This window comes from Halalkalibacter oceani (assembly GCF_023715705.1).
GTDB classification, from domain to species: Bacteria; Bacillota; Bacilli; order Bacillales; family Bacillaceae_D; genus Halalkalibacter; species Halalkalibacter oceani_A.
Window position 1 is genome coordinate 217,058 of sequence record NZ_JAMBOS010000001.1, and the last position, 20,264, is coordinate 237,321.

The following is a 20,264-nucleotide window of genomic DNA, read 5'->3' on the forward strand; positions in this document are numbered from 1 at the left end:
CCTAATTTAAGAGGAGGAAATGACATGACAATTCAATTAAAAGGCGGTTTCGTATTACAGCAGGACGGTTCATTAAAGCAGCAGGATGTTTTTATTACGGAAGGACGGACTTATTTTCAAAAGCCGGGTGAGCCGGAGGAAGTGATTGATGTGGAAGGTCAGCTCGTCGCGCCGGGTCTGGTCGATGTCCATGTCCATTTGCGTGAGCCGGGCGGAGAGGCGAAGGAAACAATCGCAACCGGATCGAAAGCGGCAGCGGCGGGCGGCTTCACGACGATTTGTGCGATGCCAAATACACGCCCTGTCCCGGATCATGCGGAAACGCTTAGTCAAATTCGCAAAAAGATGGAAGAAACGGGCTGTGTCCGCGTTCTCCCGTATGCCTCGATCACGATCAGACAGCTTGGTCAGGAGCTGACCGATTTTGCCGCTTTGAAGGAAGCCGGGGCGTTCGCTTTTACCGATGACGGTGTAGGCATTCAATCGGCTGATCAGATGCTGCAGGCGATGACACGCGCGGCCGAGCTTGACATGGCAATCGTCGCCCATTGTGAAGAGGATACACTGATTCACGGCGGTTATGTTCACGATGGTAACTATGCCGCCAAGCATAACTTGAAAGGAATCCCGTCGATTTGTGAATCTGTACATATTGCCCGTGATGTCCTGCTCGCTGAAGCGACGGGCGCCCATTATCATGTCTGCCATATTAGCACGAAGGAAAGCGTCCGCGTTGTCCGCGATGCGAAGCGCGCTGGCATTCGCGTCACGGCCGAGGTATCACCGCATCACCTCCTGCTGTGCGAGGATGATATTCCAGGCCTTGACCCGAATTTTAAAATGAATCCGCCACTCCGTTCGAAAGAGGATCAGGCGGCGCTGTGGGAAGGGTTGTTTGACGGGACGATTGATTTCATCGCGACCGACCACGCCCCTCATCGCGAGGAGGAAAAGGCAGCTGGAATGGAACGGGCCCCGCTTGGCATTGTCGGCTCGGAAACCGCCTTCCCGCTCTTGTATACCCACATGGTAAAAAGCGGAAAAGCAACGTTGAAGCAGCTGATTGACTGGTTGACGGTGAAACCGGCCGAAGCGTTCTCTCTGCCTGCCGGGGTGCTGACAGATGGCGGTGTGGCCGATGTCACGGTGATTGATGTAACGACTGAAAAAGCGATTGATAAGGAAGCGTTTTTCTCAAAAGGAAAAAACACGCCGTTTGATGGCTGGGTGTGCCAAGGCTGGCCGCTTTATACATTTGTTGACGGGAAGCTTGTCTTTCATAAGGAAGAGGTGAAAGCATGAGAAAGCAGCTTATTTTAGAGGATGGACACGTTTTTATCGGTGAAGGCTTCGGGGCTGACAAAGAGATGAGCGGTGAGGTGGTCTTTAACACGGGAATGACAGGCTATCAGGAAATTTTGTCCGATCTGTCGTATTGCGGGCAAATTGTGACGATGACCTACCCGCTCATTGGAAACTACGGCATTAACCGCGATGACTTTGAATCGATCACACCGGCGATTCACGGCTTGGTCGTAAAGGAATATGAAGCGGAACCTTCCCATTGGAAGGAGGAGGAATCACTTGGCACGCTCCTTGAAGCAAAGGGAATTCCAGGTCTTGCCGGAATCGATACGAGAAAGCTGACGAGACTGATCCGCGAGCATGGAACGATGAAAGGACGGATCTGTTCCTTGGAGGTCGATCCACAGGTGATTGCCGCCGAGCTGCGCCAGACGGCGATGCCGACCAATCAGGTTGCGCTCGTCTCAACAAAGGATGCCTATCATGCGCCCGGACGCGGAAATCGCGTTGTTCTCGTCGATTTCGGGATGAAGCACGGCATTTTACAGGAGCTGATTGCCAGACAGTGCGATGTCGTCGTCGTTCCGTACAATACGAGCGCAGAGGAAATCATCCGCCTCGGTGCGGATGGTGTGATGCTGAGCAACGGTCCGGGAAATCCGGTCGATGTGCCCGGTGCGATTACGATGATTCAGGAGCTTCTTGGCCGCGTGCCGATTTTCGGCATTTGTCTCGGTCATCAGCTGCTCGCTTTGGCGTGCGGCGCGACAACGAGCAAGCTGCGCTTCGGCCATCGCGGCTCGAACCATCCGGTACGTGAGCTGGCGACAGGCAAAATTGATATTACCGCGCAAAATCACGGCTATACCGTTGATCCGGATTCATTAGTCAATACACGTCTTGAGCTGACGCATGTCGCTGTCAATGACGGAACGGTCGAAGGAGTCAAGCATCTTGACGCACCGGCGTTCAGCGTCCAATATCATCCGGAAGCTTCACCGGGTCCGCAGGATGCAAACACGTTGTTTGATCAATTTGTGACAATGATGGAAACGGAAAAGAAAACACGAGTACTTGCGTAATAGAGAAGGGAGAGGGAGCAATGGGGAAGCGTGAAGATATTCAGAAAATATTAGTGATTGGTTCGGGACCGATTGTCATCGGGCAGGCGGCGGAATTTGATTATGCTGGAACACAGGCTTGTCAGGCACTTAAAGAAGAGGGCTATGAGGTTATTTTGATCAATTCAAATCCGGCGACGATCATGACGGATACGACGATGGCCGACCGCGTCTATATTGAGCCGATTACGCTTGAATTTGTCAGCCGGATCATCCGTAAAGAGCGTCCGGACGGAATTGTCGCGACGCTTGGCGGACAGACAGGTCTGAATATGGCGATGGAGCTGGAGCAATCAGGAATTCTGGCCGATTACGGAATTGAACTGCTCGGAACGAAGCTTGAGGCGATCCAAAAGGCTGAGGACCGCGACCTCTTCCGCACCTTGATGAATGAGCTGGAGCAGCCGGTACCGGAAAGCGAAATCGTCCACACTCTTGCCGAGGCGGAAGCATTTGTCGCGCAGATCGGCTTCCCTGTTATTATCCGGCCGGCTTATACGCTCGGCGGCACGGGCGGTGGGATTGCCCATACGGAAGAAGAGCTGAAAGAGATCGTTACAAGTGGATTGAAGTACAGTCCTGTCACGCAATGTCTGATTGAAAAAAGCATCGCCGGTTTCAAGGAAGTGGAATATGAAGTGATGCGTGACGCGAAGGATCAGGCGATTGTCGTCTGTAATATGGAAAATATCGACCCGGTCGGCGTCCATACAGGTGACTCGATCGTCGTTGCTCCAAGTCAGACGTTAACCGACCGCGATTATCAGCGGCTCCGTAACGCGTCATTGACGATTATCCGCGCGCTCGGTATCGAAGGCGGCTGTAATGTGCAATTTGCCCATGATCCGTTCAGCGATCAGTACTATATTATCGAAGTCAATCCGCGCGTCAGCCGCTCCTCGGCGCTCGCCTCAAAGGCGACCGGTTACCCGATTGCTAAGATGGCGGCGAAAATTGCCGTCGGCTACAGTCTCGATGAGCTGATGAACCCGATTACCGGGAAAACCTATGCCAGCTTTGAGCCGGCGCTCGACTATGTGGTAACGAAAATTCCACGCTGGCCGTTTGATAAATTTGATGCTGCCAACCGTTCGCTCGGTACGCAAATGAAAGCAACCGGTGAAGTAATGGCGATCGGCCGCAATTTGGAAGAGTCGTTGTTAAAAGCCGTTCGCTCTCTGGAGGCCGGCTATGACCATCTCTATAATAAGAAGCTTGCTGAAGCTCCAACGGAGGCGCTTTTGCAGCGGATTGAAAAAGCCGATGATGAACGGCTGTTTACGCTTGCTGAGCTGCTGCGCCGCGGAGAAACCGTACAAGAGCTGATCGAACGGACGAAAATTGACCGCTTTTTCATTCAGAAGCTGGCGCGGATGATGAAGCTTGAGGAGGAATTGGCCGGAAAAAAAGGCGATCTCGACGTATTGCAGAGAGCGAAGGAACGTGGATTCTCCGATTTGGCGATTGCCCGCCTCTGGCAGATGGAGGAACGCGCGGTTTACGAGCTTCGCGCGGCGAACAGCCTTCGTCCTGTTTACAAAATGGTTGACACATGCGCGGCGGAATTCGAATCGGAAACCCCTTATTTTTACGGAACATACGAAGAGGAAAATGAATCGGTGCGGACGGACAAGAAAAGCATTCTCGTCCTCGGCTCCGGCCCAATCCGGATCGGACAGGGGATCGAATTTGATTATGCGACCGTCCATACAGTCTGGGCGATCAAGGAAGCCGGTTATGAAGCGATTATTATGAACAACAATCCGGAAACCGTCTCAACGGACTTCAGCACGTCAGATAAGCTGTATTTCGAGCCGTTAACCGTTGAAGATGTGATGCATGTGTTTGAGCTCGAACAGCCGGAAGGGGTGATCGTTCAGTTTGGCGGCCAGACGGCGATTAATCTTGCCGCTGATCTTGAGGCCCGAGGCGTGCCAATTATCGGGACGTCGCTGGAAAGCATGGACCGCGCCGAGGATCGTGACAAGTTCGAGCAGACGCTGCTGGCGCTTGATATTCCACAGCCGCTGGGAAAAACTGCGACGTCGGTCGAAGGAGCGGTGGCGATTGCGACGGAAATCGGCTATCCGGTGCTCGTGCGGCCATCCTATGTGCTTGGTGGCCGGGCGATGGAAATTGTCTACAAGGAAGAAGAGCTGCTCAACTATATGACGAATGCCGTCAACGTCAATCCGAAGCATCCTGTATTGATTGACCGCTACTTAACCGGGAAAGAGCTCGAAGTCGATGCAATTTCCGATGGTGAGAACGTCTTTATTCCGGGAATGATGGAGCATATTGAACGTGCGGGTGTGCATTCAGGCGACTCAATCGCCGTCTATCCGCCGCAAACCGTTCCTGATGATCTGAAGCAGAAGGTGATCGAGCGGACAATTGCGATTGCGCGGGGTTTGCGCATCGTCGGCCTGTTGAACATTCAGTTTGTCTGGCACCGTGACGAAGTGTATGTGCTTGAAGTTAATCCTCGCTCAAGCCGGACCGTGCCGTTTTTAAGCAAAATTACCGGCGTGCCGATGGCGAATATTGCGACGAAGGTGATGCTCGGCAAAAGCCTGCCGGAGCTTGGCTATGAAACAGGCTATCAGGAAGAAGCAAGTGAGGTGTCGGTGAAGGTGCCGGTATTCTCCTTTGCCAAGCTCCGTCGCGTTGATATAACGCTCGGACCGGAAATGAAATCAACCGGGGAAGTCATGGGCCGTGACCAGACGCTTGAAAAGGCGCTCTATAAAGGCCTGATTGCCTCAGGAATGGCGATTCCTACCCATGGTTCAGTCTTATTTACGATTGCCGACAAAGACAAGGAAGAGGCGCTCAGTCTCGTGGAGAGATTCCACCAGATTGGCTTTGATATTCTGGCCACGGCTGGAACGGCAGGCTATATTAAGGAGAAAAACATTCCGGTGACGGTCGTCAACAAAATTGGCGAAGCGAAGCCGCATTTGCTCGATGTGATCCAGCAGGGGGAAGCGCAGTTTGTCATCAATACGCTGACGCGTGGAAAACAGCCGGCGCGGGACGGCTTCCGCATCCGTCGGGAAGCGGTAGAAAACGGCATCGTCTGCTTAACGTCAATTGATACGGCAGAGGCGCTGCTCCGCGTGCTTGAATCGATTACGTTTTCGTCAGAATGCATGCCGCAAATGCAGATGTGAGAATACTAGAGGAGGGACAACGATGAAAAAAGGCATACTAACAATCATCAATCAAAGAGAGCTGACAAGAAATGTCGTCGAATTAACATGTGAAGGTGAGCTTGCCGGCTTAATGAAAGAACCTGGACAATTTCTTCATCTTCGCGTCAGTGAAACAGACGATTTACTGTTGCGCAGACCGGTCAGTATTTGCGATGTCGACCTTGAACGGAAGCAGGTCAAAATGCTCTACCGGATTGAAGGGAAAGGAACAGCGCGCCTCGCAGCCAAGACAGCGGGGACGGCGCTCGACGTGCTTGGACCGCTTGGTCATGGGTTTCCACTTGAGGCGACAGAGCGCGGGGAAACAGCCTTGTTGATTGGTGGAGGGGTAGGCGTCCCTCCTCTCTATTATTTGTCAAAGCAGCTGCTGGCACGTGGCGTCAATGTGATTCATATTCTCGGCTTTCAGTCGGCGGATGATGTCTTTTATGAGCGGGAATTTAAAGAACTGGGACCGACCTATGTCGCGACCGTTGACGGAACGCGGGGCACGAAAGGATTTGTCACAGATGTGATCTCGCGCGAATCGCTGGAATGTGATACACTTTATGCTTGTGGACCGACGCCAATGCTTGAGGCTCTTTCGACTTTATATGCCGATCAACGGGCGTTTTTATCGCTTGAGGAACGGATGGGCTGTGGGATTGGCGCCTGCTTTGCCTGCGTCTGTCATGTTGCAGGGGATGAAGCGGGTACAAGCTACCGGAAAGTGTGTACGGATGGACCTGTCTTTGCTGTAGGGGAGGTAGTGCTATGAACCGTTTAGCTGTCAATTTGCCTGGTTTAACGATGCGAAATCCGATCATGCCGGCATCAGGCTGCTTCGGCTTCGGAAAAGAATATGCGGACTATTTTGATTTAGCTCAATTAGGGGCGATCGCGATCAAAGCGACGACGCTGGAGCCGCGCTTCGGTAACCCGACGCCGCGTGTCGCCGAAACCGCCAGTGGAATTCTGAATGCGATCGGCCTGCAAAACCCGGGGCTCGAATCCGTGCTCGCCAATGAGCTGCCGTGGCTTGAGCGCTATGATGTGCCGATCGTCGCCAATGTTGCCGGGACGAATATTGATGATTATGTAGAAACAGTGGCCCGGCTTTCTGAAGCCGCCAACGTCGCCGCGATCGAGCTGAATATTTCCTGTCCGAACGTTAAGCAGGGTGGGATTGCCTTTGGAACGATTCCCGAGGTGGCCGCGGAGTTGACCCGTGAAGTAAAGAATGTATCAGCTGTGCCTGTCTATGTCAAGCTATCGCCAAATGTCGCTGATATTGTCAGCATCGCCAAGGCGGTGGAGGCTGCCGGAGCGGATGGGCTTTCCATGATTAATACATTGTTGGGGATGCGGATTGATCTGAAATCACGCCGGCCGATTTTAGCCAATGGCTATGGCGGCTTGTCAGGACCGGCCGTCAAGCCTGTTGCGATCCGGATGATTCACCAGGTGAGTCAGGCCGTCGATCTACCGATTATCGGCATGGGCGGCGTTCAAACGGCCGATGACGTGATTGAATTCATGCTGGCTGGAGCGAGCGCAGTCGCCGTTGGAACGGCGAATTTCACCGACCCGTTAGTATGTCCGACGATTATTGAGCAACTCCCCCTTCGCTTAGATGAGCTTGGAGTCGAACACATCACAGATCTTATTGGAGGGAGCTGGAAGGAAGCATGCAACGTCCCCTTATGATCGCGTTAGATATTGATAGTAAGGAAAAACGTCATCAGCTGTTAGCTGAGTTTGGTGATGAGCGGCTTTTTTTGAAAGTCGGAATGGAATTATTTTACCGTGAAGGACGCGCAGTGGTAGAAGAGCTGAAACAGGCAGGGCATCAGATTTTTCTAGACCTGAAGCTGCACGATATTCCGAATACGGTCTCGCGGGCGATGAGAAGCCTTGCTGAGCTTGAGGTCGATGTTGTCAATGTCCATGCGGCCGGCGGAAAGAAAATGATGGCGGCGGCGCGTGAAGGACTGGAGCAAGGGACGCCTGCCGGCAAGCAACGACCGCTTTTGATCGCCGTCACTCAATTGACAAGCACGGATGCGGAGATGCTTGCGACAGAGCTGCTAATTGGCGAGCCTTTGCAGGATGTTGTCCGCGCTTATGCAAAATCAGCCGCAGAGAGCGGAATCGAAGGTGTCGTCTGCTCGGCGCAGGAGGTGCCGCTGATTCATGAAGCCTGTGGCCCGGATTTCTACACGGTCTGCCCCGGCATCCGTAGAAAAGAGGATGCGGCCGGTGACCAGATCCGGATCGTCACCCCGAAAGAAGCGTACCGGCTTGGAAGTTCGGCAATTGTGGTCGGAAGAAGCATCACGACGGCAGAGCGCCCGTATGAAGTCTACCAAGAGATGAAAAACGAGTGGGAGGGAAAAGCATGAGAGAACGTATTGCCCGTTATTTATTAGACATTGAAGCGGTTCATCTCCGCCCAAATCAACCATTTACATGGACATCGGGTATCCGGTCGCCGATTTATTGTGACAACCGCCTGACGCTCTCGTACCCGGAAGTTCGCCGGACGATCATTCAAGGCTTTGTCGACTATGTGAAAACAGAAAAGATGGATGTCGATGTCATTGCCGGCACCGCAACAGCCGGCATTCCACACGCTGCCCTGTTAAGTGAAGCATTGGAACTACCGATGATCTATGTCCGGGGAAGCGCGAAGGGACACGGCAAGCAGAATCAAATTGAAGGAAAAGTTGAGCCGGGACAGAAAGTGATCCTTGTGGAAGATTTGATTTCAACCGGGGGCAGCGTCATTCAGGCCGCCGAAGCACTGCGGGAGAATGGTGTCGAAGTCGTTGGTGTAGTCGCTATTTTTACATATGAATTCAAAAAAGCGGAAGAGGCGCTCAAGGAAGCCAAGCTGCCAACGTACATTCTCACCTCTTATTCTGAGCTGCTGAAAGTCGCGATGGAAAACGGCACGCTGACCGAAGAAGAAAAGGAACGCCTTGCTGAATGGCGCAAAGACCCAGCCTCTACAGACTGGATTAAAGTAAGGAAATAAAAAAAGAGGGGCAGTTCCTCTTTTTTTATTTCTGAAGCAGCGAGCGGGGCAGCACAGGGTTTTAAAGCGAGCCGGAAATGGGTTTCTTTCCTTGTCGCGCGTGTAAGCCGAAGCCGCTGTCTCCTTGGAGAAGACTGACTAGGAGGAATCAAAAAAGGTTCCTCTTTTTTTATGTCCGAAACAGCACGGAATATATAGTGGAATTACATTCTATTATCGGTATACCTTCAAAAAAATAAATAAGAGTTAATCTTCCGGCTTTTTTGACCTCATTTCTCATTCACTCCTGTCCTTTTTTCACTTATATTGTAAAAAAACTGGACATCTGTCTCTTATTTGAAGAGAAGGAAACTTTCCTGTTTTTCAACTAGACAAAGCGGACGGGATGGGAGGGTCGACTCCTGCAGGAGGAGAGGGCAGGTTGACATCCACCGGCGTGCCGGTTCGTTCTACGCCCTCCTGCGGAAAGTGGGCCCCCCATGCCCGGAGCGGGTTCGAGGCTCTGGATCGTGACAAATCCTTCTATCAAAGAGGCTGTGACAAAAGGTTGCTTTTTTACCTTTTTGTCACAGCCTTTAAGCAATGAGTGGAACCGCCACGATCTTTTAAAGCCCGTTGTGAGTGGGTTTCTCACAACGGGCTTGTGACGTGTGAAGCCATTGCCAGTAGGTCCAAAGCTAGTTTTGTCTCAAGCTTTTTTTCTTTATTTCCGCAATGATCGGACGAGATCTTCATCGGGGGTGACGAACAGCGTTGTCTGCTGTTCATAAATGACAAAGCCCGGCTTGGCCCCGTTCGGCTTTTTGACATGGCGGATGCGCGTATAGTCAACCGGCACAGCGCTTGACTGGCGCGCTTTGCTGAAGTAGGCGGCGACGGTGGCCGCTTCCTGCAAGGTCCTCTCGTCAGGGTCGGTGCTGCGGATCAGCACGTGAGAGCCGGGGATGTCCTTCGTATGAAGCCAAATCTCATCCTGGCGGCCGAGCGTGTTGGTCACATAGTCATTTTGCTTGTTGTTCTTGCCGACAAAAAAATCAATTCCGGTGGAAGAGCGGTACTGCTCGACTTGCGGCTTCGTCTCTTTCTTTTTCTTCTTCGGCGCGTGACGGCGGCGAAGATAGCCCTCCTCCATTAGCTCTTCACGGATTTCCTCAATATCCCGCGGCGCGGCTGATTCAGTTTGCTGAATGAGCTGATCAAAATAAACGATTTCCTCTTCGGCTTTTTTGATTTGCTCTTCGACGACTTTCAGCGAGTTTTTCGCCTTGTTATAACGCTTGAAGTAGCTTTGCGCGTTTTGCGAGGCGGTTTTTTGCGGATCGAGCGGAATGATGATCTTGCCCGCATTTTCGTCATAATAGTCAATCACCTCGATCTCCTTCGCATGGCGCGGGACGAGGTGGAGATTAGCGGTCAGCAGTTCGCCGAGCTTTTGATAGAGCGTGGCCTGCTCGGCCTGTTTCAGCGTTTTTTCGAGCTTCTTGATTTTCTTCTCATTTTTTTGCTTTTCGTTGCGGAGAAAGCGTTCGAGATCATGGGCCTGCTGCTTGACGCGATCGCGCTCGGCCTTGCCGAAATAAAAGCGGTCGAGCAGTTCACTGACTGTGGCGAAGTGTCTTCTCTCGCCGTCAACATGCTGCAAAGAAAAAGGTGAAAACAGTTCCTTTCCCTGCTTTGTGACGAGCATTTCCGGCTGATAACGGTGCTCGCGTGCCATGGAAATGACCTCAAGCACGGCTTGTGGCAACGTGGTTTTATTAACGACAGAGCCGGTGCGGTACAGCATTTCAGCAGCGAGCTGCGGGGAAAGGCCGGCAATTTGTTCGACGAGCTGGCGGTCGATTTTCCCGGCGTTGAAATCCATTCGACGTAACAGCTGCTCCTCATCCAGTGCAAATGGATCGGCTTTCTCCTGGTTGGGCGGCAGCTTATACGAATGGCCCGGAAGCACGGTCCGGTAGCTGCTTTGAGACAAGCTGATATGCTTGATGCTGTCCAAAATAAGTCCCGACTCGGCATCAACGAGCGTAATGTTGCTGTGCCGCCCCATAATTTCGACATAGAGCTTTTTGAATGATTCATCGCCAAGCTCGTCTTTGCTGCGCACGGTGAAAATGATGATCCGTTCCATTTCAAGCTGTTCGATGCTTTCAATCAGACTTCCTTCAAGATGCTTGCGCAGCAGCATGCAAAACATCGGCGGTACCGCCGGATTGTCATACTTCTCGGTCGTTACATGAATGCGCGCGAAATTGGCATTGGCCGAAAGCAGGAGCTGGTGATTCTTTCCTTGGGCGCGAATCGTAAAAAGCAGTTCCGTTTTAAACGGCTGATATATTTTAGAAATTCTTCCTGACGTCAACAAATGGGAGAGCTCGTTTGTGATCGCCCTTGTCATAAATCCATCAAATGACATGGCTTCTTCATCCTTCCTTATGTAAGCAGCATATAAATTGCGATAATGAATTGCTTATCCGAGTATAGCATGTTTTTCAATTTGACTGAATAAGATGGCTTGTATAAGGCCAGCTTCACAACAAAAACAGAAAAAACATGAGCCGTTCTATCATGGGGAAACAGAGGTGTCGCAATGAAGTGGTATCAAATGCCGGAAAATGACGTACTGCACACATTACAAGTGGATAAGCATGACGGGCTGTCAGAGCAGGAGGTGAAGAAGCGGCTTCGCACATATGGCGGAAACAAGCTGGAGGAAAAGGAACGCCCTTCGGCGCTATTCGTCTTTTTCGGCCAGTTTAAAGACTTTATGGTCCTTGTCCTGCTGGCGGCCACCTTGATCTCAGGCTTGCTGGGCGAGTATATCGACGCTTTGACGATTATGGTGATCGTCCTCTTAAATGGGATTTTGGGCTTCGTTCAGGAGCGCAAGGCGGAAAAATCGCTCGATGCGTTGAAGGAGCTGTCAGCGCCGCAAATGACGGTGCTGAGAAACGGGAGCTGGGTCAAGGTGCTCTCCACCCAGGTTGTCCCGGGAGATCTCGTCAAGCTGACGAGCGGGGACCGGATTGGAGCCGATCTTCGGCTGCTTGAGACAAGCGGTCTGCGGATTGAAGAGTCTTCTTTGACAGGCGAATCTGTTCCTGTCTATAAAACGGAGCAGTTGCTCGTGCCGGACAATGTTGAAATAGCCGATCAAAGTAACATGGCTTTTATGGGAACGCTTGTAACACAGGGGAGTGGAATCGGGGTCATTGTCGCGACCGGAATGAAGACAGAAATGGGGAAAATCGCTCATTTGCTGCAGGAAACGACGACGCTTGTCACGCCTTTGCAGCGGCGGCTTGAACAATTGGGCAAAATTTTAATCGCCGTCGCGCTCGTGCTGACCGCTTTAGTCGTCCTGATCGGAGTGGTTCAGGGTCACGCGCTTTATACGATGATTTTAGCGGGTGTCTCGCTTGCTGTTGCGGCAATTCCGGAAGGCCTGCCGGCGATCGTCACCGTCGCCCTGGCGCTCGGCGTGCAGCGGATGATTAAACGCAAGGCGATTGTCCGAAAGCTCCCGGCTGTTGAGACGCTCGGCTGTGCGTCGGTGATCTGCTCAGATAAGACAGGCACCTTAACGCAAAATAAAATGACCGTCACCCATCTGTGGGTCGGTGGCGCCGCATGGGAAGTGACGGGCGGCGGCTATGAGCCTGAAGGGAAGTTTTTTAAGCATGGCAAGCAGGCTGATCCTCAGCAGAGCCGCAGGCTTCAGCAGCTGCTGAGCTACGGCTGGCTGTGCAACAACGCCACTCTTGAGCTGCGGACAGAAAAGCAGGGTCTGCTGCGCAGGCAGAAGCAGGAATACGTGCTTGACGGTGATCCGACAGAAGGGGCGCTCGTTGTCGCGGCGATGAAGGCCGGCTACGAAAAAGAGGAGCTTTCGCAGCATTTTTCACGCGAAAAGGAATTTCCGTTTGATTCGACGAGAAAGATGATGTCGGTCATTGTGAAGGGGCGTAACGGGCGGCGTTACGTGATAACGAAGGGGGCTCCCGATGTCGTGCTTACCCAATGCAGGAGCCTCGTCTACGGGACGGCCGAGGAGCCGCTAACCGCAGCGAGGAAAAATGAAGTCGGCCAGGTTGTGAATCAGATGGCGGGACAGGCGCTGCGGACGATTGCGATCGCCTATCGCCCGCTCGACCAGGCCGAGGATTGCCGCCAGGCATTTGAGGCGGAGCGCGGCTTAATCTTCATCGGCTTGCAGGGAATGATTGATCCGCCGCGACCGGAGGTGAAAGACGCGATTAGGGAGTGCCGCCAAGCCGGGATTAAAACGGTGATGATCACCGGGGACCATAAAGGCACGGCGGCGGCGATCGCCGGGCAGCTCGGGATTTTAACAGCGGGCGGTAAGGTGCTTGATGGCGCAACGCTATCCAAGTGGAGCGTCGCCGAGCTGGAGCAGGTCGTTGACGATGTCGCGGTTTACGCACGTGTGTCGCCCGAGCATAAATTGAAAATCGTCAAGGCGCTGCAGGCGAAGGGTCATATTGTCGCCATGACGGGTGACGGGGTTAATGATGCCCCGGCGATCAAAGCGGCAAACATCGGCATTGCTATGGGAATCACTGGTACGGATGTCGCGAAGGAAGCCTCCTCGCTCATTTTAAGTGATGATAATTTTGCGACGATTAAAGCGGCGATTAAGGAAGGACGGAACATTTACGAGAACATCCGCAAATTTATCCGTTATATGATGGCGTCCAATGTTGGAGAAATTCTGGTGATGCTCTTTGCGATGATGCTCGGAATGCCGCTGCCGTTAGTGGCGATTCAGATTCTCTGGATCAATCTCGTCACGGACGGGCTGCCGGCGATGGCGCTCGGAATGGATCAGGCTGAAGGAGATGTGATGAAGCGTCCGCCGAGAAGCCCGACGGAGGGAGTGTTTGCCCGCGGCCTGACGTGGAAGATTTTAAGCCGTGGCTTTATGATCGGCGTCGTGACGCTCGTCTCCTTCTCGCTGACGCTTGCGGCCCATCCGGACGAGCTGATTCGCGCGCAAACGGTCGCCTTCGTCACGCTTGTGATGGCGCAATTGATTCATGTATTCGATTGCCGCAGCGAGTATTCAATCTATCATCGCAATCTTTTTGAAAACCGCTACCTGGTCGGGGCAGTGCTGATATCGACATTGCTGATGCTCGCTGTCATTTATTATCCGCCACTGCAGATGATTTTCCATACGGTCGCTCTGACAGAGCGTGAATGGCTGCTCGTTCTGGCAATGGCTTCGATTCCAACCGTCGTCCTCGGCGGCTTTCAGTTCATGCAAAGAAGCAAGGTGACTAAAAAACGTTCTTTTTCGTAACGCGAAGAAGAGAAATGGCTACGCTACGAAAAAGCTGCTGAAAAAGTGAAAAACGTCCTTTTTCAGCAGCTTCCACACCGAACTTTAAAAGATCATGACGGTTACGCACACTGCTTCTTGGGGGAGAAAAAAGGGAAAGCCAACCTTTTTTCATCCTCTTTTTGCTTTTCGAGCAGAAGGATTTATCCGACTGGCGCAATATGGTAAACTCCTTGTAGGATGAGCCAGCTCTTTACCACTTGTTCAAAAAAAATACAGCTGTGGATGTGATAATGTGAAAAGTATGACAGGCTATGGCACTGCCTCGGTCAAAACGAGCTTCGGTACAGTGACGGTGGAGCTGAAAGCGGTGAATCAGCGTTTTCAGGAATGTCATATTCGTCTGCCCCACTACTTGCTGAAATGTGAAGAAGCGATTCGGAAGCAGGTGAAAAAGCAGATTTTGCGAGGGAAAGTCGATCTTTTTGTGGCGGTTGAGGACGATGCAAGCAGCCTAAAGAAGCTGACCGTAGATACCGCGCTTCTTGATCAGTATATCGAAGCGGCGAATTTGATTGCCGACAGGCTCCCTCACAGCGAACCGGCGCGACTCGATGCCCAATCCCTGCTCTTACAGACGGAGATCGCCACTGTGACTCTTGATACGGGTGAGCAGGCCGAGGAAATGGAGAACGCGATCCTGGAGGCTGTGGCGCTCGCCCTGGCGTCTTTAAATGAAATGCGGCTGCAGGAAGGAGAGCATCTCTTCCAAGATATTACGGAATCGCTGTGGCAGCTTGCCGGTCTTTGTGATCTGGTGGAACGCCAGGCGGCAAAAATGGTAGGCGACTATCAGGAAAAAATCAAGACCCGTTTGCAGGAGTATTTAAAAGAGGTCGAGCTCGATCAGGATCGCCTGTTGACCGAGGTTGGCTTGCTGGCTGATAAAGCGGATATCCGCGAGGAAATTGTCAGACTGCGTTCGCATCTTTCCCAGTTTGACCATTACTGTCAGCTTGATGAGGCCGTCGGCAGACGTCTCGATTTTCTCGTCCAGGAAATGAACCGCGAAGTGAATACGATCGGTTCCAAAGCGCTTGACACGCAAATCAGGCAGCATGTTGTAGAAATGAAAGGCTTTATTGAGAAAATCAAAGAGCAGGTGCAAAATATTGAATAGACGCTAGAATTCGAACGAATTTTCGTATATAGTAAGATTAGTTTGGATAATACTGTTGAGAGTGTTGCTGCTCTCTGAAGTGGAGGGTATACCCATGAATATTAAATTAATTAACATCGGTTTTGGAAATATCGTTTCGGCCAACCGGATTATTTCAATAGTCAGCCCAGAGTCAGCACCGATTAAACGAATTATTCAAGATGCGAGAGACCGCAATATGCTGATTGATGCGACTTACGGCAGACGGACAAGAGCGGTGATTATCGCCGACAGCGACCATGTTATTTTAAGTGCGGTACAGCCGGAAACCGTTGCTCAGCGCCTGACTACGAAGGAAGACGGGGCAGAAGAGGCCTGAGCGCATTGATTCGCTAATCAGCGTTTCTTTTGCTAGAATACATATTTAGATAGAGCGTGAAGGATGGTGTAGGAGGTTCCCATGAAGAAGGAGAAAGGTCTATTACTAGTATTATCGGGACCGGCAGGAGTTGGCAAAGGGACTGTCTGTGGGGCGTTGCGTCAAGAAAAAACAGCGATTCAGTATTCAGTATCGGCTACGACGAGAGCTCCCCGTGCCGGAGAAGTCGATGGAATCAATTATTTTTTCAAGACAAGGGAGCAGTTTGAAAAAATGATTGAGCAGGATGAATTGCTTGAATGGGCGGAATATGTCGGCAATTATTATGGTACGCCGATCGAATATGTCAGAGAAACGATTAACAAAGGGCATGATATTATTCTGGAGATTGAAGTGCAAGGTGCCTTGAAGGTAAAGGAACGCTTCCCGGAAGGCGTCTTTATTTTCTTAATGCCGCCGAGCCTGGCCGAGCTTCGCAATCGTATTGTTGGACGAGGAACGGAGACGGAGGATATCATCAATAAAAGAATGACCGTGGCGCGCGAAGAAATTGAGATGATGGAGAAATATGATTACGTCGTCGAGAATGATGAAGTTAATCTGGCGGTTGACCGCATTAAGGCGATTGTCACGGCCGAGCATTGCAAGCGGGAACGCTTAATCGAAAAATATAAACAACTTGTGGAGGTTGACTAAATGCTATACCCTTCAATTGATTCATTACTATCAAAGCTTGACTCAAAATATACGTTGGTGACTGTATCCTCAAGACGGGCACGTGAAATTCGCGAAAATGCCGCACGCGGACCGATGATCGAACGTCCGGTTTCTCATAAGCCGGTCGGCGTAGCGCTCGAGGAAATTGTCGGCGATCACTTAAAGTATGAAAGAATATCAGCAAACGACAACGAATAGCAGTCCGCGTCCGATTGTCTACCTGCAACGTTTTGCCGCTTGGACGTTCATCGAAGCGGATCGCCGGAAGCCTTGATGATGCTAGACTCGCAGGCTTTATGCGCTGATTTGAGGTTGTCTCAGAGGGTATCATATAACCTGTTGAGACAGCCTCTTCTTTTTCTTGACTAGAGGAAGATAAGGAAAGTAGGGGGAAATGCTATGCTTAAAGGGAAAAAGATAGTACTTGCGGTAAGTGGAGGAATTGCCGCTTTTAAGGCAGCTGCGCTGACGAGCAAGCTCGTTCAGGCGGGTGCCGAGGTGAAGGTAATGATGACGAAATCCGCTCAGGAATTCGTCACGCCATTAACCTTTCAGGCTCTGTCACGTCAGCCGGTTTATCTTGATACGTTTCAGGAACCAGATCCGGAAAAAATCGCTCACATCGACATTGCTGATTGGGCCGATGTCGTTGTGATCGCGCCGGCAACGGCCAATGTGATCGCTAAGCTGGCCCAGGGGCTCGCCGATGATATCGTGACGACAACCTTACTGGCAACGAAGGCTCCTGTTTATCTCGCACCGGCGATGAATGTCAATATGTATGAGCACCCGGCTGTGAGACGCAATTTGGAAACGCTGCAAAAGGACGGGTATCGTCTCATTGAAGGCGAAGCCGGCTATTTGGCCTGTGGCTGGACAGGCCGCGGCAGAATGGCGGAGCCGGATGTTTTTCTCGAAGTACTCGACAACCATTTTGCGATGCTCGAACAACCGCGCCTTAAAGGAAAGAAAGTGCTGGTCACTGCCGGTCCAACGCAGGAAAAAATTGATCCGGTCCGTTATTTTACGAACCATTCCTCAGGGAAAATGGGCTATGCGATTGCCGAACAAGCGCAGCGGGAAGGTGCTGATGTCGTATTAATATCGGGTCCAACGACGCTTCCTTGTCCAAAGGGCGTTAAACGGGTGGCGGTTGAAACGGCGCAGGAGATGTATGAGGCGGTCATCGACCGGTTTGCCGATGCCGATATCGTTATTAAAACCGCGGCCGTAGCTGATTACCGGCCGAAGGAAGTATTTACAGAGAAGCGCAAAAAGCAGCCCGGTCAATGGGCGATTGAAATGGAGCGGACGATCGATATCCTGAAAACATTGGGAGAGCAAAAACACTCTCAGCTGCTCGTCGGCTTCGCCGCTGAATCGGAAAAGGTTGAGCAGTATGCGGCCAAGAAGTTGGAGTCGAAAAACCTTGATCTGATTGTCGCCAATGATATTTCTGCCAGCGGAGCGGGCTTTAAGGGAGATACGAATATTATAACGATTCTTACCCGTGACGGCGAAACGAAGCAATATCCGCTGCTGTCGAAGCAGGAAGCAGCCCGGCGGATTTTCGATGAACTGCTTGACTACATGAAAAGGCAAGCGCGGTCATGATTGCCCAAATTATTGTCGATGTGCCAAGCTCGCAAACGGATCGCGTGTTTGATTATTTGATTCCGGCAGAATGGGAGGGAGTGATCGAGCCTGGGATGAGAGTCGTTGTGCCGTTCGGTCCCCGCAAAATTCAAGGCTTTGTGATCGGGCTGGTGGAGACGACAACCGTTGAAAAGCCGAAGCCGATTTTTGATTTGCTCGATGCGACCCCGGTTTTGACAACGGAGCTGCTCGCGCTCGGCAGCTGGCTGTCAGAGCAAACGCTCTGCTTTAAGGTGTCGGCCTACCAGCTGATGATTCCGGCGGCGCTGCGGACGAAGGTCAAAAAGGAACTAAAGCTTGCGGATGAACTCCCTCAGCTGGCACCGGCACTGCGGCCGCTGTTTCAGGAACAGAGCGTCATTGCCTGGACCGAGGCGGTCGGACAAAATAAAGCGCTGGCGAAGGAGCTGCAGCGGGCGATTAAAGCAGGACAAATCGAGGTTCATTATCAAGTCGAGGAAAAAGGACGGAAAAAAACCGAACGCTATCTTCAGCTTGCCGCCAATTACGAAGAGCTTGAGCCATTGCCAAAGCGGGCGCTCAAGCAGGCTGAGCTGCTTGCATTTATGGAGCGGCAATCCGGCCCGCTTTCCATGGCCAGAGTGCTGGCAGAAGGACAAACAACGAGACAGACAGTGAAAGCGCTGCTTGATAAAGGGTATTTGCAGGAAAGCGAGCAGGAAGTGTACCGCGATCCGCTCGCTCATGTCGAGTACGAGCGGACAGAGCCTTTGCAGCTGACGGAAAAGCAGTCTGCTGTCATCCGGCCGATTCTTTCATCGCTCGATGAAGAGCGGCATGAAACATTTCTGCTGCACGGGGTTACCGGAAGCGGCAAAACAGAAATTTATTTGCAGGCGATCGATCATGCACTGAAACAGGGAAAAGAAGCGATCGTCCTCGTCCCGGAAATTTCACTTACACCGCAAATGGTTCAACGGTTCAAAGGCCGCTTCGGTTCGAAGGTCGCCCTGTTGCATTCCGCCCTTTCCGTCGGCGAAAAATACGATGAATGGCGCAAAATCCAGCGTCGGGAGGTTCAGGTCGTCGTCGGTGCCCGGTCGGCGATGTTTGCCCCCTTTACGAATGTCGGTATCATTATTATCGATGAAGAGCATGAAACGAGCTACAAGCAGGAAGAAAACCCGCGCTATCACGCCCGCGATGTCGCGATTTTCCGCGGACACTATTACAATTGCCCGGTCATTTTGGGAAGTGCGACGCCATCGCTTGAGTCATACGCGCGGGCGCAGAAGCAAGTGTATCATCTCCTGCCGTTAACCGAACGGGTTCACAGCCGGGCGATGCCTGAGGTCGAAATTGTCGATATGCGCGAGGAGCTGCGCCGCGGCAACCGTTCGATGTTTTCCGTCCGGCTGCTTGAAGCATTGAAGGACCGGCTTGCGAAAAAAGAGCAGTGTGTCCTTCTTTTAAACCGCAGAGGTTATTCGACATTTGTGATGTGCCGCGACTGCGGCTATGTCGCGACATGTGAGCATTGTGACATTTCGCTGACCTACCATCGCAGTCAGCACGCGTTAAAATGCCATTATTGCGGGCATGAGGAGAGAATGCCGCAAACATGCGTCTCATGCGGCAGTGAACATATCCGTTTCTTCGGTTCGGGTACACAGAAGGTCGAGGAAGAGCTGGCGAAGGTTTTACCGGAGGCCCGCGTCATTCGGATGGATATCGATACGACGAGAAGAAAAGGGTCACATGAGCGGCTGCTGTCCGCTTTTGGCCGGGGAGAGGCTGATATTTTGCTCGGTACGCAAATGGTCGCGAAAGGGCTGGACTTTCCACGAATTACGCTCGTTGGCGTATTGGCGGCCGATGCGATGCTGCATATCCCTGATTTTCGCTCGGCGGAACGAACGTTTCAATTGCTTGAGCAGGTCAGTGGCCGCGCGGGACGCCACGATTTGGAAGGGGAAGTCGTCATTCAATCCTATACTCCGGACCATTACAGCATTGAGCATGTAAAAGCTCATGATTACGAGCATTTCTTTCAGGTGGAAATGGTTCACCGCAGACAGGGGCTGTATCCTCCGTATGTCTTTATTGTGCTGATTAATGTTTCTCATCCGGAAATCACGAAGGTGATCGATGTCACGGAAAAAATCGTCGCCTTTCTGAAACGGGAGCTGGCAGACGAGACGATCGTGCTCGGTCCCGTCGCCTCCCCTCTGGCGCGGATAAAAGATAGATATCGCTATCAATGCATGATAAAATACAGGAATGAACCAGAGTTACGGCAAACGCTGCGGGAAATCCAGCAGCATTTCATGCGTGACATCAATCAGGGGCACTTGCAAGTGTCGATTGACATGCACCCTTATCTGTTCGCGTAAGGAAAGGAACAGTGTTTGAAAAGAAAGGCAGGAACCAACT

At 51.8% G+C, this 20,264-nt stretch carries 15 protein-coding genes; 14 read left to right on the top strand and 1 reads right to left on the bottom strand.

Translation table 11 applies throughout. From position 1 onward, the window contains the following. Positions 1-24 precede the first annotated feature (24 nt). Genes M3212_RS01140 through pyrE form a run of 7 tightly spaced genes read left to right on the top strand, consistent with a single transcriptional unit; the run spans position 25 to position 8,657 of the window. Positions 25-1,302, top strand: a complete 1,278-nt coding sequence (locus tag M3212_RS01140) for a dihydroorotase (protein ID WP_251192087.1) — start codon at positions 25-27, stop codon at positions 1,300-1,302. Next, positions 1,299-2,387, top strand: coding sequence for a carbamoyl phosphate synthase small subunit (locus M3212_RS01145; RefSeq protein WP_251192088.1), 1,089 nt, complete (start codon positions 1,299-1,301; stop codon positions 2,385-2,387). The genes M3212_RS01140 and M3212_RS01145 overlap by 4 nt, the downstream gene beginning before the upstream one ends. Positions 2,388-2,407: 20 nt before the next feature. Next, positions 2,408-5,599 carry a carbamoyl-phosphate synthase large subunit gene (gene carB / locus M3212_RS01150; protein ID WP_251192089.1) on the top strand — a complete coding sequence of 1,064 codons (3,192 nt, stop codon included), beginning with the start codon at positions 2,408-2,410 and terminating at the stop codon, positions 5,597-5,599. Positions 5,600-5,621: 22 nt separating this feature from the next. After that, positions 5,622-6,398 (top strand): dihydroorotate dehydrogenase electron transfer subunit, encoded by a 777-nt coding sequence (locus M3212_RS01155; RefSeq protein ID WP_251192090.1) that lies wholly within the window; start codon positions 5,622-5,624, stop codon positions 6,396-6,398. After that, positions 6,395-7,327: a dihydroorotate dehydrogenase gene (locus M3212_RS01160; RefSeq protein WP_251192091.1), complete on the top strand. Its 933-nt coding sequence runs from the start codon at positions 6,395-6,397 to the stop codon at positions 7,325-7,327. Before M3212_RS01155 ends, M3212_RS01160 begins: the two co-directional genes overlap by 4 nt. After that, positions 7,309-8,022, top strand: coding sequence for an orotidine-5'-phosphate decarboxylase (pyrF, locus tag M3212_RS01165; RefSeq protein WP_251192092.1), 714 nt, complete (start codon positions 7,309-7,311; stop codon positions 8,020-8,022). Before M3212_RS01160 ends, pyrF begins: the two co-directional genes overlap by 19 nt. Beyond that, positions 8,019-8,657, top strand: coding sequence for an orotate phosphoribosyltransferase (gene pyrE, locus M3212_RS01170; protein ID WP_251192093.1), 639 nt, complete (start codon positions 8,019-8,021; stop codon positions 8,655-8,657). Before pyrF ends, pyrE begins: the two co-directional genes overlap by 4 nt. Positions 8,658-9,360: 703 nt before the next feature. Here the strand turns inward: pyrE and M3212_RS01175 are convergent. Continuing rightward, on the bottom strand, positions 9,361-11,073 hold the full coding sequence (locus M3212_RS01175; RefSeq protein ID WP_251192094.1) for an Rqc2 family fibronectin-binding protein: 1,713 nt from the start codon (positions 11,071-11,073) through the stop codon (positions 9,361-9,363). A 174-nt stretch (positions 11,074-11,247) separates the two neighbouring features. On the opposite strand from M3212_RS01175, the gene M3212_RS01180 reads away from it, so the two are divergent. The 7 genes from M3212_RS01180 (at position 11,248) to priA (ending at position 20,224) form a co-directional block, all read left to right on the top strand. Next, the gene (locus tag M3212_RS01180; protein WP_251192095.1) at positions 11,248-13,980 is read left to right on the top strand and encodes a calcium-translocating P-type ATPase, SERCA-type; all 2,733 of its coding nucleotides are present in this window, start codon (positions 11,248-11,250) and stop codon (positions 13,978-13,980) included. A 283-nt stretch (positions 13,981-14,263) separates the two neighbouring features. Further along, positions 14,264-15,139 (top strand): YicC/YloC family endoribonuclease, encoded by an 876-nt coding sequence (locus M3212_RS01185; RefSeq protein WP_251192241.1) that lies wholly within the window; start codon positions 14,264-14,266, stop codon positions 15,137-15,139. 94 nt (positions 15,140-15,233) lie between these two features. Then, the gene (gene remA, locus M3212_RS01190) at positions 15,234-15,497 is read left to right on the top strand and encodes an extracellular matrix/biofilm regulator RemA (RefSeq protein WP_251192096.1); all 264 of its coding nucleotides are present in this window, start codon (positions 15,234-15,236) and stop codon (positions 15,495-15,497) included. 81 nt (positions 15,498-15,578) lie between these two features. Continuing rightward, a complete protein-coding gene (gene gmk, locus M3212_RS01195; protein ID WP_251192097.1) occupies positions 15,579-16,193 on the top strand; it encodes a guanylate kinase in 615 nt (204 codons plus the stop codon). After that, positions 16,194-16,412, top strand: a complete 219-nt coding sequence (gene rpoZ, locus M3212_RS01200) for a DNA-directed RNA polymerase subunit omega (RefSeq protein WP_251192098.1) — start codon at positions 16,194-16,196, stop codon at positions 16,410-16,412. A gap of 201 nt (positions 16,413-16,613) precedes the next feature. Beyond that, entirely contained in the window at positions 16,614-17,828 is a 1,215-nt protein-coding gene (gene coaBC / locus M3212_RS01205; protein ID WP_251192099.1) for a bifunctional phosphopantothenoylcysteine decarboxylase/phosphopantothenate--cysteine ligase CoaBC, read from the top strand. Further along, complete coding sequence (gene priA / locus M3212_RS01210) at positions 17,825-20,224, top strand: primosomal protein N' (protein WP_251192100.1); 2,400 nt, start codon at positions 17,825-17,827, stop codon at positions 20,222-20,224. Before coaBC ends, priA begins: the two co-directional genes overlap by 4 nt. The last annotated feature ends 40 nt before the right edge of the window (positions 20,225-20,264 follow it).

What these genes read in the sequence shown, in the direction of transcription:
- M3212_RS01140 (WP_251192087.1), top strand. Translation starts at nt 25, where the DNA reads ATGACAATTCAATTAAAAGGCGGTTTCGTATTACAGCAGGACGGTTCA.
- M3212_RS01145 (WP_251192088.1), top strand. Translation starts at nt 1,299, where the DNA reads ATGAGAAAGCAGCTTATTTTAGAGGATGGACACGTTTTTATCGGTGAA.
- carB (WP_251192089.1), top strand. Translation starts at nt 2,408, where the DNA reads ATGGGGAAGCGTGAAGATATTCAGAAAATATTAGTGATTGGTTCGGGA.
- M3212_RS01155 (WP_251192090.1), top strand. Translation starts at nt 5,622, where the DNA reads ATGAAAAAAGGCATACTAACAATCATCAATCAAAGAGAGCTGACAAGA.
- M3212_RS01160 (WP_251192091.1), top strand. Translation starts at nt 6,395, where the DNA reads ATGAACCGTTTAGCTGTCAATTTGCCTGGTTTAACGATGCGAAATCCG.
- pyrF (WP_251192092.1), top strand. Translation starts at nt 7,309, where the DNA reads ATGCAACGTCCCCTTATGATCGCGTTAGATATTGATAGTAAGGAAAAA.
- pyrE (WP_251192093.1), top strand. Translation starts at nt 8,019, where the DNA reads ATGAGAGAACGTATTGCCCGTTATTTATTAGACATTGAAGCGGTTCAT.
- M3212_RS01175 (WP_251192094.1), bottom strand. Translation starts at nt 11,073, where the DNA reads ATGTCATTTGATGGATTTATGACAAGGGCGATCACAAACGAGCTCTCC.
- M3212_RS01180 (WP_251192095.1), top strand. Translation starts at nt 11,248, where the DNA reads ATGAAGTGGTATCAAATGCCGGAAAATGACGTACTGCACACATTACAA.
- M3212_RS01185 (WP_251192241.1), top strand. Translation starts at nt 14,264, where the DNA reads ATGACAGGCTATGGCACTGCCTCGGTCAAAACGAGCTTCGGTACAGTG.
- remA (WP_251192096.1), top strand. Translation starts at nt 15,234, where the DNA reads ATGAATATTAAATTAATTAACATCGGTTTTGGAAATATCGTTTCGGCC.
- gmk (WP_251192097.1), top strand. Translation starts at nt 15,579, where the DNA reads ATGAAGAAGGAGAAAGGTCTATTACTAGTATTATCGGGACCGGCAGGA.
- rpoZ (WP_251192098.1), top strand. Translation starts at nt 16,194, where the DNA reads ATGCTATACCCTTCAATTGATTCATTACTATCAAAGCTTGACTCAAAA.
- coaBC (WP_251192099.1), top strand. Translation starts at nt 16,614, where the DNA reads ATGCTTAAAGGGAAAAAGATAGTACTTGCGGTAAGTGGAGGAATTGCC.
- priA (WP_251192100.1), top strand. Translation starts at nt 17,825, where the DNA reads ATGATTGCCCAAATTATTGTCGATGTGCCAAGCTCGCAAACGGATCGC.